The 13271-nt window shown below is 60.4% G+C and carries 16 protein-coding genes; 7 read left to right on the top strand and 9 right to left on the bottom strand.

The window, feature by feature from the left end; genetic code table 11:
• Positions 1–103 precede the first annotated feature (103 nt).
• Positions 104–514 (top strand): hypothetical protein, encoded by a 411-nt coding sequence (locus ACA053_RS20170; protein ID WP_497393515.1) that lies wholly within the window; start codon positions 104–106, stop codon positions 512–514.
• Positions 515–528: 14 nt separating this feature from the next.
• Positions 529–1011: a GreA/GreB family elongation factor gene (locus tag ACA053_RS20175; protein ID WP_497312793.1), complete on the top strand. Its 483-nt coding sequence runs from the start codon at positions 529–531 to the stop codon at positions 1009–1011.
• A 5-nt stretch (positions 1012–1016) separates the two neighbouring features.
• On the opposite strand, the gene cysB is transcribed toward ACA053_RS20175, so the two are convergent.
• The 5 genes from cysB to ACA053_RS20200 all read right to left on the bottom strand — a co-directional run bounded on the left by cysB (position 1017) and on the right by ACA053_RS20200 (position 4975).
• On the bottom strand, positions 1017–1991 hold the full coding sequence (cysB, locus tag ACA053_RS20180; protein ID WP_109633635.1) for an HTH-type transcriptional regulator CysB: 975 nt from the start codon (positions 1989–1991) through the stop codon (positions 1017–1019).
• A 114-nt stretch (positions 1992–2105) separates the two neighbouring features.
• A complete protein-coding gene (locus ACA053_RS20185; protein WP_094468374.1) occupies positions 2106–2609 on the bottom strand; it encodes a universal stress protein in 504 nt (167 codons plus the stop codon).
• Positions 2610–2704: 95 nt separating this feature from the next.
• On the bottom strand, positions 2705–3610 hold the full coding sequence (locus ACA053_RS20190) for a 5'-nucleotidase (protein ID WP_109633637.1): 906 nt from the start codon (positions 3608–3610) through the stop codon (positions 2705–2707).
• Positions 3611–3635: 25 nt separating this feature from the next.
• Positions 3636–4592 carry a putative 2-dehydropantoate 2-reductase gene (locus tag ACA053_RS20195; protein WP_497393517.1) on the bottom strand — a complete coding sequence of 319 codons (957 nt, stop codon included), beginning with the start codon at positions 4590–4592 and terminating at the stop codon, positions 3636–3638.
• A complete protein-coding gene (locus tag ACA053_RS20200) occupies positions 4589–4975 on the bottom strand; it encodes a thioredoxin family protein (RefSeq protein WP_109633641.1) in 387 nt (128 codons plus the stop codon). The genes ACA053_RS20195 and ACA053_RS20200 overlap by 4 nt, the downstream gene beginning before the upstream one ends.
• Between ACA053_RS20200 and ACA053_RS20205 the strand changes: the two genes are divergently transcribed.
• Positions 4974–5417, top strand: a complete 444-nt coding sequence (locus ACA053_RS20205) for a PilZ domain-containing protein (protein ID WP_109633643.1) — start codon at positions 4974–4976, stop codon at positions 5415–5417. The genes ACA053_RS20200 and ACA053_RS20205 overlap by 2 nt on opposite strands.
• 161 nt (positions 5418–5578) lie before the next feature.
• Entirely contained in the window at positions 5579–6655 is a 1077-nt protein-coding gene (locus ACA053_RS20210; protein WP_017339811.1) for a 3-deoxy-7-phosphoheptulonate synthase, read from the top strand.
• 66 nt (positions 6656–6721) lie between these two features.
• On the opposite strand, the gene ACA053_RS20215 is transcribed toward ACA053_RS20210, so the two are convergent.
• A complete protein-coding gene (locus tag ACA053_RS20215) occupies positions 6722–7009 on the bottom strand; it encodes a GNAT family N-acetyltransferase (RefSeq protein ID WP_109633645.1) in 288 nt (95 codons plus the stop codon).
• Positions 7010–7650: 641 nt separating this feature from the next.
• On the opposite strand from ACA053_RS20215, the gene oprI reads away from it, so the two are divergent.
• On the top strand, positions 7651–7902 hold the full coding sequence (oprI, locus tag ACA053_RS20220; protein WP_003172710.1) for an outer membrane lipoprotei OprI: 252 nt from the start codon (positions 7651–7653) through the stop codon (positions 7900–7902).
• A gap of 123 nt (positions 7903–8025) precedes the next feature.
• Here oprI and ACA053_RS20225 read toward each other — a convergent pair whose 3' ends face one another.
• The 3 genes from ACA053_RS20225 to ACA053_RS20235 all read right to left on the bottom strand — a co-directional run bounded on the left by ACA053_RS20225 (position 8026) and on the right by ACA053_RS20235 (position 10055).
• Complete coding sequence (locus ACA053_RS20225; protein ID WP_497393518.1) at positions 8026–8997, bottom strand: L,D-transpeptidase family protein; 972 nt, start codon at positions 8995–8997, stop codon at positions 8026–8028.
• 102 nt (positions 8998–9099) lie between these two features.
• Positions 9100–9393, bottom strand: coding sequence for a hypothetical protein (locus tag ACA053_RS20230; RefSeq protein ID WP_003226812.1), 294 nt, complete (start codon positions 9391–9393; stop codon positions 9100–9102).
• Positions 9394–9449: 56 nt separating this feature from the next.
• Positions 9450–10055 carry an arylesterase gene (locus ACA053_RS20235; protein ID WP_497393519.1) on the bottom strand — a complete coding sequence of 202 codons (606 nt, stop codon included), beginning with the start codon at positions 10053–10055 and terminating at the stop codon, positions 9450–9452.
• A gap of 10 nt (positions 10056–10065) precedes the next feature.
• Here ACA053_RS20235 and ACA053_RS20240 point away from each other — a divergent pair, with 10 nt between their 5' ends.
• Together ACA053_RS20240 and ACA053_RS20245 are read left to right on the top strand one after the other, a co-directional pair.
• Positions 10066–10749, top strand: a complete 684-nt coding sequence (locus ACA053_RS20240) for an ABC transporter ATP-binding protein (protein ID WP_411960610.1) — start codon at positions 10066–10068, stop codon at positions 10747–10749.
• Entirely contained in the window at positions 10749–13253 is a 2505-nt protein-coding gene (locus tag ACA053_RS20245; protein ID WP_497312800.1) for an ABC transporter permease, read from the top strand. Before ACA053_RS20240 ends, ACA053_RS20245 begins: the two co-directional genes overlap by 1 nt.
• Positions 13254–13271: the final 18 nt, after the last annotated feature.

Here is a 13271-nt window from a genome sequence, read left to right on the forward strand (position 1 = left end):
GCGCCGATTGTCCGCATAAATTACCTCGTGCAGAAGAGCCGACGGCGATTAATCTTCGTGCGACAATCGCCACTCGCCCGCGACCACCCGCCAGGAGGCAGCCATGCCCTACCGTCCCAACCCGCGCCGTCCGTTGCCGATTCAGCTCAATGCGCTGCAATTGACCGGCAGCATTGCCCTCGGTCTGTGGCTTGGATTCCTCGCAATCGCGCTGACTTGCTGGCTCGCCTCGCGCCTGCTGTTCAGCGAGCAACTCGCGCCAGTCGCCGCCGCGGTAGAGCAACTGGCCAGGCCGCCGGTGGTGGTGCAACCGGTGCCGGACATCCCGCCGCAGAGCCCACTGTTCGAACAGTATGAAGAGAACCTGCGCAAGAACGAGCAGCAGCAACGCATGGATCAGGCCCGCAGCAGCGGCCGCAATCTGTCCAATCCGAAATGCCAGTTCTGGCTGCAACAGGACAAGACCGCGCCGAGCGAAAAAAGCCGCGCCAACGTTCTGCAATTCTGCGACTGACCATGAAGCTCTCTATGCACAAGCCAGCCGTCCACCAACTGATTATCGACAAGCTTCGGGTCGATCTCGACATCGCCGAGCGTGCCGCGCAAACCGCTTACGAAACCGCGACCCACGAAGAAAACATCGCCGAAAACAAGTACGACACCCTAGGCCTGGAGGCGTCTTATCTGGCTGCCGGACAGGCCAAACGCGTGGAAGAAATCAGGCAGTCACTGACGTTGTGCCAGAACCTGACCTTGCGTCCTTATGACGAACAACGCGGGATCGAAGTCGGCGCCCTGCTCGGCCTGGAGGACGAAAAGGGGCGTGAGCAATGGCTGTTCCTGGCCCCTGACGCGGCGGGCCTGAAAGTCGACATGGTCGGGCAGATGATCACTGTCATCACCCCTCGCTCACCGCTGGGCAAAAGCCTGCTGGGCAAGTTCGAAGGGGACGAAGTGGAGATTCTGGTGGCGGGCGCTCGGCAACAGTTTGCTGTCACCGAGGTGATTTAAGCAGATTAATGGACCGGCAGTTCGACGCCGTCGAACAGCTCTTCCAGTTCCTGCTTGTTGTGGCACTGAATGGCCTTGGCCATGACTTCGCGGGTCAGGTGCGGCGCGAACTTCTCGATGAAATCGCACATGAAACCACGCAGGAAAGTGCCGCGACGGAAACCGATTTTAGTGATGCTGGATTCGAACAAGTCGCTGGCGTCGAGCATCACGAGGTCGCTGTCGAGTTTGGCGTCGACGGCCATTTTCGCCACGATGCCCACGCCCAGACCCAGGCGAACGTAAGTCTTGATCACGTCGGCGTCGGCGGCGGTGAACACCACTTTCGGTGTCAGGCCGCGATGGCTGAAGGCTTCGTCGAGTTTTGAACGACCGGTAAAACCGAACACGTACGTCACGATCGGGTATTCGGCCAGGGCTTCCAGGGACAGCTTCGACAGCTTGGTCAGCGGGTGGCCCTGAGGCACGACCACGCAACGGTTCCAGCGGTAGCACGGCATCATCACCAGGTCACCGAACAGTTCCAGCGCTTCGGTGGCGATGGCGAAATCCACGGTGCCGTCTGCGGCCATTTCGGCGATTTGCATCGGCGAACCCTGATGCATGTGCAGGGCAACGTCCGGGTATTGCTTGATGAAATTGCTGATCACTGGTGGCAACGCATAACGTGCCTGAGTGTGCGTGGTGGCGATCGACAGGGTGCCTTTCTTCTCGTTGGAGAATTCCTGGGCGATCTGCTTGATGCTTTCAACCTTGCGCAGGATCTCGCCGGCGGTGGTGATGATGCGCTCGCCGGCCGGAGTGACGCGGGTCAGGTGCTTGCCGCTGCGGGCAAAAACCTCGACGCCCAATTCGTCTTCCAGCAGACGGATCTGCTTGCTGATGCCCGGTTGCGAGGTGTAAAGGCTTTGGGCTGTAGCGGAAACGTTGAGGTCGTGGTGCGCCACTTCCCAGATGTAGCGCAGTTGTTGAAGCTTCATATGAATCCCTCAAAGCAAGGTAGACGCCACGGGCATCAGCGACGGTATATAACTATATTAATGGCTTGAAGAATAAATCTAGAACTTTTTTGTCAAATTGCCACTATTCGCTTTCTAGCGATCCCCTTGGCGACGACGTTCAACGAGTGGCACCAGATAAACCGGCACCCGAGACAGTTGCAACACCCGCGCAGCGGTCCTGCCCAGAGGCGTTTCCGCGCCAGCACCATGGCTATGACTACCTACGATCAACAAATCCACGGAGAGTTTCTGCGCCTGGTCGAGAATCACCTGCGATGGGTCACCCTGCAGCACTCGCACCGCTTTGATCCGCTCCAGATCCTGCTCCCCTTCATCCCCCAACTCTTCACGAAAGCTGTCGAGCACCCGCTGCTCGATATTGGCGATCACCGTGCTCAGGCCCTGACTGTGAAACTCGTTCAAGGCCTGCTCATCGAGGTAACTCTGCAGCACTGATTCGGCAAACAATCCCATGGGCTCAACGGCGTGTACCACATACAAGTCGGCATTGAATGTCCGCGCCAGCGCCAAGGCATGCTGCATCACCAACGGTGCATACAGACCGAGGTCAGTGGCATACAGCATCGAATGAATCATATGACCTCCTCGCGTGCCAACATGGCGGAGATTTGATTCAGCTTAGCAGTGCCTTGGCGAGTACGACGGCCCGCGTAACGCGTTGAACCGCGGGCTTAAACCTTTTGCTCGTTGCTTATGCCGTGGGGCACGTGGCCGGTGGCGACCACCTCGCGGGCCAACTCGCAATGACCGGCCTGATCGTCGAAAAACACGTCGGCGGCAAACGCTTCGAGGAATGCCGACTTGGTCAGGCCACCCAGAAACAGCGACTCGTCCAGACGAATGTCCCATTCGCGCAACGTGCGGATCACCCGTTCATGGGCCGGCGCCGACCGTGCCGTCACCAGGGCGGTGCGGATCGGACAGGCGTCATCAGGAAACTCGCGCTGCAACAGATTGAGGGCGGCGAGAAAACCTTTGAACGGTCCACCACGCAAAGGCTCGCGAGCCGATTCGCGCTCGCTGGCCTGAAACGCTTCCAGGCCGCCGGACTGATAGATCCGCTCGGACTCGTCGGAAAACAGCACGGCATCACCGTCGAAGGCAATGCGCAATTCATCGCTGGCCGCACGGCTGGCACCGCCCGAAAGAATGGTCGCTGCAGCGAACCCGGCATCCAGCGCGCTGCGCACGTCTTCGGCGTGGGTGGAGAGAAACAGGTCGCAGCCAAAGGCCTTGAGGTACGGATAGGGACTGCGACCGCCGACAAACGCCGCGCGGGAAATCGCCAGGCCATAGTGATCAATCGAGTTGAATACGCGCAGGCCGGTGTCGGCGCTGTTGCGCGACACCAGGATCACCTCGACCCGGGCGCGTCCAAGACTGGCATTAAGGTTCAGGAGTTTTTGCACCAACGGAAACGCATCCCCGGGCTCGAGGATTTCGTCTTCGTGTTCAATTTGATATTGCCGGTAGGCCTCGACGCCGCTCGACAGATAGACCTTGTGACTTTCGCTCAGGTCGAACAGCGCTCGCGACGAAATCGCCAGCACCAGTTTGTCGTCAATCGTCTTTGCCATGCCCTTCCCCCTCAGGTTGATCGACTCACGTGTTGCGTCGATCGATAAAGCTCAAGCTGCGATACAAGGCTTCGATTCGCGGCAATTCGCATCCCGCCGTTTTTGCCGCCGCCAGCGGTCGCGCATAAATCGCCTGGAGTTCCAGCGGTCGTTTGTGCAGGAAATCGTGGTACATGCTCGGCCAATAGTCGGGCATTTTCTCGGTCATCATGAACAAAAAGTCCGCGTAACCGGCCGGCATTTCGTGACCGCAAGCCTTGGCGCCCTGAACCACTTCGGCCATCAAGGCCTTGATCAGTTCCCGGCTGTCGGCATCGGCCATCAACGGCGTGGTGCCCGCGCCAAGCAGTACCGACAGGCCGTTGTATGGGATATTCCAGACCAGTTTCTGCCAGCGCGCCTGATGCAGGTTCGGCATGGCCTGTGAGTCGATGCCGGCGCGGCGGAACAACCCGGCGCCCTCCTCGACAATCGCCATGCGCGCCTGCTCATCGGTGGCGGGGCCACTGTGGTAGCCGACATTCACCGCGCCAAGGGCCTGATGAGTGATCGCCCCCGGACCGGTGCGATGGACGCAAATCAGGCAGAGCCCGCCGAGCAGGTGCAGCGTATCCGGGAGCAAGGCTCGCAGACTGTCTTCGACATCCAGGCCATTTTGCAGGAGCAAGACTTTGGCATTCGGCGCGGCGGCTTGAAGGATAGCGGGCGCCAGGTCTGCGTTGCTGGTGGTTTTCGCACCGACCAGCAACCAGTCGCAAGGCGGCATGTCTTCGGCCGACGAATAGGCCTGGACCGGATTCAATGTCAGCGCACCGTGTACCGCGCTGTCGACTTGCAACCCGCGTTCGGCGACCGCTGCAAATTCACTGCGCAACAAAAAGTGAACATCGAAACCGGCACGCGCCAGCATCACCCCGTAGAAACCGCCGATCGCGCCGGTTCCGATAATACCGATGGTCGGTTTGGCAACTGCCTCCATCATGGCAACTCCTCTGCATCACGACTGAGCGCCCGGCGCACGGCTTCATTGAGCCCGGTGCTGGTCAGGCGCGACTGTACTGGTCCGAAGAACTCACCGTCGCGCACCACAAACAGCGCCGGCAAATGGAAAACCTGATAACGCTCGACCAACCCGCCATTGTCCCCGGCATCGATCCAGCACAGCCGGTCGATCGCCAGTTCGAGTCGCGGCAATTGCTCCCGGGCAAACCGGCAACTGGCGCAGCCGACACTGGTAAAAATCACCAGCGACACACCGCTCATCGCCAGCAGCCGTTGGTCGGCGTCGAAATCGGTCAGTTCCGATTCGACCACTATACTGGGGGAAACAATGTCAGATGGCCGACACATGGAGTCCGTGTTCATGGGACGTTTTTTACCTCACCCTGACGATGTGCCCGTCGAATTAACGTTGCTCAAGCATGAGTGCATTTCGCGGCAACGGCTGCACACTATCAGCCTCGGCGGCATGGCTTGCAATTACCACCGCGCCTGGCGCCACGGTACGGCGCTGGAAGTGCGCATGCCAACCCTGAATCCCGATTTGCGCTACCTGGGTTATGTAGCCTGGTGCCTGCGACGCAAGCATGGGTATCTGGTGGGCATTGCCTTCGTCGACGAACAGATGCTGTTCAGTGCGCGAATGGGCGAACAGGTCTGCCAGATCGAGCGTTATTGCCGCCTGCGTGACGCACACGATGACCTGCAGGATATTCAGGCCCTGGCCCTCGACTGGGTCCAGCAGCATGCCGACGAGTTCTCCCACGACACGGTTCGCAAGGCATTTGCACAGCCAGCATTGGGTTAGGCGACGCTCTCAATTAGTGAGAAAGCCCCTAAAACCGGTGTCTGCCCATTGTCGAGCAGGCGCTTAACGCGCTAAGGTTCGGCTCCCCGACGCGCTTAATTTGCTGTGCTCCGCCGCGCGGGTTCGCTGGCGGCCGGCACCCGTGACCTGACGAGTAAACGATGGCTGATTTACCGATCAACGACCTAAACGTCGCCTCCAACGAGACCCTGATCACTCCCGATCAGCTCAAGCGTGATATCCCTCTGAGCGACGCTGCCCTGCGCACCGTCACCAAGGGTCGCGAAGTCATTCGCAACATTCTTGATGGCACCGACCACCGCCTGTTCGTCGTGATCGGGCCTTGCTCGATCCACGACATCAAGGCAGCCCACGAATACGCCGAGCGCCTGAAAGTGCTCGCCGCAGAAGTGTCCGATACCCTGTATCTGGTCATGCGCGTGTATTTCGAGAAGCCACGCACCACCGTCGGCTGGAAAGGCTTGATCAACGACCCGTACCTGGATGACTCCTTCAAGATTCAGGACGGTCTGCACATCGGTCGTCAGTTGCTGCTGGACCTGGCCGAGATGGGCCTGCCGACCGCCACTGAAGCCCTTGATCCGATCTCCCCGCAATACTTGCAGGACCTGATCAGCTGGTCGGCCATCGGCGCGCGCACCACCGAATCCCAGACTCACCGTGAAATGGCGTCCGGCCTGTCTTCAGCCGTCGGCTTCAAGAACGGCACCGATGGCGGCCTGACGGTGGCGATCAACGCCCTGCAGTCGGTTTCCAGCCCGCACCGTTTCCTGGGTATCAACCAGGAAGGTGGCGTGTCGATCGTTACCACCAAGGGCAATGCCTACGGTCACGTGGTACTGCGCGGCGGCAACGGCAAGCCGAACTATGATTCGGTCAGCGTCGCACTCTGCGAGCAAGCGCTGAACAAGGCGAAGATCAAGCCGAACATCATGGTCGATTGCAGCCACGCCAACTCCAACAAGGACCCGGCCCTGCAACCGCTGGTGATGGAGAACGTCGCCAACCAGATCCTCGAAGGCAACCAGTCGATCATCGGCCTGATGGTCGAAAGTCACCTGAACTGGGGCTGCCAGGCCATCCCGAAAGACCTCGCCGACCTGCAATACGGCGTGTCGATCACCGATGCCTGCATCGATTGGTCTGCGACCGAAAACACCTTGCGCAGCATGCACGCCAAGCTCAAGGATGTGCTGCCGAAGCGCGCTCGCACCTGATCACGTTTCGCCGCACACAAAAACGCCGGGCTTAACCCGGCGTTTTTTTGTGTTCGTATTTTGCGGTTACTGGCTCAGCTTGGCAGCATGCCGCTGGTGACGCTCCATGTAGCGCTCGACGTAAGAGCACGATGGAATGACGGTGTAACCCATTTCTTCAGCGTACTGCAGCGCCTGCTCGGTCAATGCCGCCGCGATGCCGCGACCACGCAACGCGTTAGGCACGAAGGTGCGATAGATATCCAGGGTCTGTTTCCCAAGATCCATATAGGTCAGGTAGGCACGATGACCGTCCACACTGGTCTCGAACTGATGACCAGCCTGGTCATGGTGGATGGACAACGCCTCGCTCATCACTACTCCTCGCGGGTCTTGAATTCTGACCCCTACCTTACCGATGTTTTTCCGGCGAAGGAACATCTACGCCACCCCGTGCCTGAATGGACACCGAGAAGAACTGCACCGATCTCGCGCAACCGGACACCCTCAAATAGTAGGCACCATTGGCAGAAATGCTCAAGATACGCTCGTCATCGGACTCAGGTGGCGGGTGCTGCTCCGGGTGACGCAGGGACGGCTCGACCGGAGATATCCGCGGGTCGATAGCCTGTACATTGCCGGATGTTGAGACTTAAGACGAACGCGCGCTCTTAAAGTCACCATCAAGATGGATAAAGATTATGAGAGCCGCTGCGCAAAATCCGAACAAAAGTATGGACGAATCCATATAGACAGACTTTAGCCAAGAATGAGAAAAACAGCGCTGAGTGCACGGAACTTTTTTTCGGCGGCTCGCTCATCTCGGGCCTCCCAGCTGGATACTTTTTAAACAATGCAGTTAAAAGTTGCTCGAAAAAGAATCAACGCCTACAATTTTTTTTGCTTCTTGCTACACGTCAGTTTACTTACTAGAAGTAATGGGTAGTATGTACGCCGGCTATTTCCTCACTCTGAGGAGACAGCTACTTAATAGAAAGTCCTTGAAGGGGAACACGATGAACAACGTTCTGAAATTCTCTGCTCTGGCTCTGGCCGCAGTTCTGGCTACCGGTTGCAGCAGCGTATCGAAAGAAACCGAAGCACGTCTGACTGCTACTGAAGACGCAGCTGCTCGCTCCCAGGCTCGTGCAGACGAAGCTTACCGTAAAGCTGATGAAGCTCTGGCTGCTGCTCAAAAAGCACAACAGACTGCTGACGAAGCTAACGAGCGTGCTCTGCGCATGCTGGAAAAAGCTAGCCGCAAGTAATAGTCCTTCGGGATTGTTATCAAGCCGACCCATTTATGGGTCGGCTTTTTTATTGCCTGATGTTTCCTGCCGGCAATAAAAAACCCACCGGCGCGGCCTGCGTCGGCGGGTTCTGTTCAAGCCTTACTGCAGCGGGTCGATCGGCGCACTCGTCACCATCGGCGCGGAAGTGTTCGGCACTCCGATTTCCACCGGCAGGCCATCTTCAGCGGCAACCACGTCGCGGACCACGTCCCAGTTCATACGCAGGTTATTGGTGATGTCCTCGCGCTTGAGCATCGCGTTGATCACCGCGGTGTGCTTGTCGACCACAGAAGGGTTGCCCTTGTCGTCCAGCGGTGTGTGCGCTTCCAGGTACACCTTGCCGCCACTGACGCCGAATTTGTACGGATCGCTGAGGATGCGTACCGAGGTACCGACCGGCACCATGCCCGCCATTTCCAGCACGTTGTTGTTGAACATGCGGAAGCAGCCGTGGCTGGTGCGCATGCCGATGCCGAACTTCTTGTTCGAGCCGTGGATCAGGTAGCCCGGCGTACCCAGGGTGAACTTGAACGGCCCCAGCGGGTTATCCGGGCCGGCCGGCACGACGTTCGGCAGCGGATCGCCATCAGCGGCGTGCTCGGCCTTGATCGACGCTGGAGGGGTCCAGGTCGGGTTCGGCGTCTTGGCAATGATGCTGGTGTGGGCAATCGGCGAGCCCCAGCCTTCACGACCGATACCCAGCGGGAAGGTGTAGACCACGTTCCGGCCTTTCGGGAAGTAGTAGAGGCGGTATTCAGCCAGGTTGATGACGATGCCTTCACGCGGGCCCGGCGGCAGGATGAAGCGCGTCGGCAGGACGATCTCGGTACCAGCGCCCGGCAACCATGGATCGACGCCAGGGTTGGCCGCGACCATTTCCGAATAGCCCAGATCGTAAGTGGTGCCGAGGTCGGCGAAGGTGTCTTCGTACTTGGCCTTGATTACTTGCACCTGGCCGACGATGTCTTCACCGGGCGGTGGCAGGGGCAGCTCCAGTGCGGCTACGGGGCCCGCCATACAAAGGGCGGCAAGAGACAGGCAGCGGGTAACGGCAGGAAAACGCGGCAACATCCGGAAAATCCTTCGCATGATCGACAAGGGTATAAAAACGCGATTGTACACCGGCATCCGGAATTTCGGGGAGTTGGCCGATAGCAAGCTATCTTTGCCGCTTTACAGCTCGAACCGCAACTCTGGCCAGATCGGCGAGGTGCCGCGTTTCTGCGACTCGAGGATGGCCCGGCACAGCGAACACAGGCGCTGGTCCTGGAATACCCGACGGTCGACACTCGACCAGCGCGGTTGCGCGGGCAGCAGACTGCCGCACAAGGTTCGGTCGGCCGAGCCGCCCAGCTCCAGCTGACGAGTCACCAGATGCACCCGCACTTCCTGGCAGGCGAACAGATCCAGCTGTTCGTCAGGCTCGATCAGTTGGTAGGCAAAAAGGGACCAGGCAGGACGCGGCATCGGGGGCTCCAAATCGGGGGCGCCACCTTAGCCGAAACACCGCCGCTAGAAAAGCGTCAAAGCAGCGGTTTCAGTGTCGGCCAGACATTTTCCAGCAACTTGTCCTGAGCGCCCGCAGCCGGGTGCAATCCGTCGGCCTGCATCAGGTCTGGATGACCGCCCACGCCGTCGAGAAAAAACGGTACCAATGGGATTTTTTTCTCCTCCGCCAGCGCGCTGTAGACCTTCGCAAAAGCCTCGGTATAACGCACGCCGTAATTGGGTGGCAGCTGCATGCCAAGCAAAAGCACCTTGGCGCCACTGTTCCTGGAGCTGTCGATCATCGACGCAAGGTTTTGTTGCAAATTAGCTGGGGGCATTCCGCGCAGGCCGTCGTTGCCGCCCAATTCAAGGATTACCAGCTCCGGCTTATGCTCTGCAAGCAGCGCGGGCAGGCGCGCCTGGCCTCCGGCGCTGGTGTCGCCACTGATGGAAGCGTTGACCACCTTATCGTCGAAACCTTCGCGCTTGAGCCGTTGCTCAAGCAACGACACCCACCCCAAGCGGGTATCCAGGCCGAAACCGGCGCTGATACTATCGCCAACGATCAGGACTGTTCCCGCCGCTGCGTTCTGGGCCATGCACATCAAGGCCAGGCCAGCACTCAAAAACCACACTCGCATCGGATTCTCCATGGGCGCAAGCATTCTCACCGCGAAGAACCTCAGCAAAGTGGTTCCCAGCGCGGAAGGTGAACTGACTATCCTGCACGAACTCAGCCTGGAACTGAACAAGGGTGACAGCCTGGCCATCGTCGGCGCCTCCGGTTCCGGCAAATCCACCCTCCTCGGCCTGCTCGCCGGCCTCGACCTGCCGAGCAGCGGTGAAGTCACCCTCGCCGGCCAGGACCTGAGCAATCTCGATGAAGACCAGCGCGCGCGCATTCGGGCCGAGCATGTGGGTTTTGTGTTTCAGTCCTTTCAACTGCTCGACAGCCTCAACGCGCTGGAAAACGTCATGCTGCCGCTGGAGCTCGATGGCCGCAAAGACGCTCGTGAACGGGCCACTCAATTGCTCCAGCGGGTTGGCCTGGGCCAGCGCCTGACCCACTCGCCGCGCCAGCTCTCCGGTGGTGAACAGCAGCGCGTAGCGATTGCCCGTGCGTTTGCCGCCGAACCGGACGTGCTGTTCGCCGACGAACCCACTGGCAATCTCGACAGCCATACCGGCGAGCGCATCAGTGACCTGCTGTTCGAACTCAACCAGGAACGCGGTACGACCCTGGTGCTGGTGACCCACGACGAACGCCTGGCACATCGCTGCCGGCGCCTGATCCGCCTTGAAGCCGGCCTGCTGGTCGCCCCTCTGGAGCCGTGATGGCACGCCTGCCGCTGTTGCGCCTGTTCAGCCTTGCGATCCGGCAACTCCTGCGCGACGCCCGCGCCGGTGAGTTGCGCGTGTTGTTCTTCGCCCTGGTGGTCGCCGTGGCGGCGAGTACCGCCATCGGCTACTTCGGTGCCCGCCTGAATGGCGCCATGATGCTGCGCGCCACCGAGTTTCTCGGTGCTGACTTATTGCTTGAAGGCAGTTCACCGGCGCGCCCCGAACAGATCAGAAGTGGAACGGAGCTGGGACTCGAACACGCTCAAGTGGTGGAGTTCTCCAGTGTCATCGCCACCGACAACGGCATTCAACTGTCCAGCATCAAGGCGGCCGACGACGTTTATCCGCTGCGTGGCGAACTGAAAAGCGCCCCGGCGCCCTTCGCACCGGAGGAAGCCGGTGGCGGACCGAAACCCGGTGAAGCCTGGGTTGAAGCGCGACTGCTGACCGCGCTGGACCTGAAGATCGGCGACAGCATCGATGTCGGCCTGCGCACCCTGAAACTGGCGCGGGTCCTGACCTACGAACCGGACCGTGCCGGCAATTTCTACAGCCTGACGCCGCGGGTGCTGATCAACCTCAGCGACCTCGCCGCGACCGGCGTGGTGCAACCCGGCAGCCGGGTCAGTTACCGTGAACTCTGGCGTGGTAAAGCCGAGGCGCTGGAAACCTACCGTCAACTGATCAAGCCCGGCCTCGCCGCCAACCAGCGTATACAGGATGCCCGCGACGGCAACCGGCAGATCGGCGGCGCGCTGGGCAAGGCCGAGCGTTACTTGAACATGGCCAGTCTGGTGGCGGTTCTGTTGTCCGGCGTGGCCGTGGCGCTGTCGGCGACGCGCTTCGCCACCCGCCGCTTCGACGCCAGTGCCTTGCTGCGCTGCCTGGGTCTGTCGCGCCGGGAAACCATGGTGCTGTTCAGTTTGCAGCTGACGGTACTCGGCCTGCTCGCCAGCCTTGGCGGCGCCCTCCTCGGCTGGCTCGCACAGCTTGGATTGTTCGCGCTGCTGCATGATTTGTTGCCGACCGATGTGCCACCGGGCGGTCTGTTTCCCGCCATCGCCGGGATCGGCACCGGGCTGGTGGCCTTGGCCGGTTTTGCCCTGCCGCCGCTGGCGGCACTCGGTCGAGTGCCACCGCTGCGGGTTCTGCGTCGGGACATGCTACCGATTCCGTCCAGCACCTGGATGGTCTACGGCGCCGCGTTGGGCGCCCTCGGCCTGATCATGTGGCGCCTGAGCCTCGACCTGCTGCTGACCTTCGCCCTGCTCGGCGGCGGCGTGATCGCGGCGGTCATACTCGGCGGCCTGCTGTTGCTGCTGCTCAAAAGCCTGCGTCGGATGCTGGCGCGCGCCTCGTTGCCCTGGCGCCTTGGGCTGGGCCAATTGCTGCGCCATCCTCTGGCGGCAGCGGGACAAGCCCTGGCCTTCGGTCTGATCCTGTTGTCCATGGCGCTGATCGCATTGTTGCGCGGTGAGTTGCTCGACACTTGGCAGAACCAGTTGCCGAAAAACGCGCCGAACTATTTCGCGCTGAACATTCTGCCCGCCGACAAACAAGCCTTCACCGATCGCCTGATCGAACTCTCGGCCCAATCGGCGCCGCTGTACCCCGTAGTGCCCGGACGACTGATCAGCATCAACGGCGAGCCGGTGCAGGAGATCGTCAGCAAGGATTCGGCGGGTGACCGGGCGATCCAGCGCGACCTGAGCCTGACCTGGGCAGCGGACCTGCCGGCGGGCAACAAACTGACGGCGGGCAATTGGTGGAGCGAACAGCCAGCCGATGAGATTCCTGGCGTGTCGGTGGAAGGCAAGGTTGCTGAAAGCCTGAAGCTCAAGCTCGGCGATCACATGGTCTTTACCGTCGGCGGGGCCAATCGCGAAGCGAAAGTCACCAGCTTGCGGGAGATCAACTGGGACAACTTCCAGCCGAACTTCTTCATGATTTTCCAGCCTGGGACGTTGAAGGATTTGCCGGCGACCTACCTGACCAGTTTCTATCTGGCGGCGGGTCACGATCAGCAGATTGTCGACCTGTCCCGGTCGTTCCCGGCGGTGACCATCCTGCAAGTCGAAGCCTTGCTGGAGCAGCTGCGCAGCATCCTCGCTCAAGTCACTTTGGCGGTCGAATATGTGCTGTTGTTTGTCTTGGCGGCGGGGATGGCGGTGTTGTTCTCGGGCTTGCAGGCGACCCTCGATGAACGCATTCGCCAGGGTGCGCTGCTGCGCGCACTGGGGGCCGAACGGCAGTTGCTGGTCAAGGCACGGCGGATCGAGTTCGGCTTGCTCGGCGCGGTCAGCGGGTTGTTGGCGGCGTTGGGTTCGGAGTTGGTGAGCCTGGTGCTTTACCGCTACGCCTTCGACCTGCCGTGGCATCCGCATCCGTGGCTTTTGGTGTTGCCGTTGATTGGCGCGGTGCTGATCGGCGGCGCCGGCGTGTTCGGTACCCGTCGTGCGCTGAACGCCAGCCCGCTGACAGTGTTGCGCGAGGGTTGATAGACTCAAGGCCTTTCC

The organism is Pseudomonas sp. LBUM1672 (assembly GCF_059695655.1).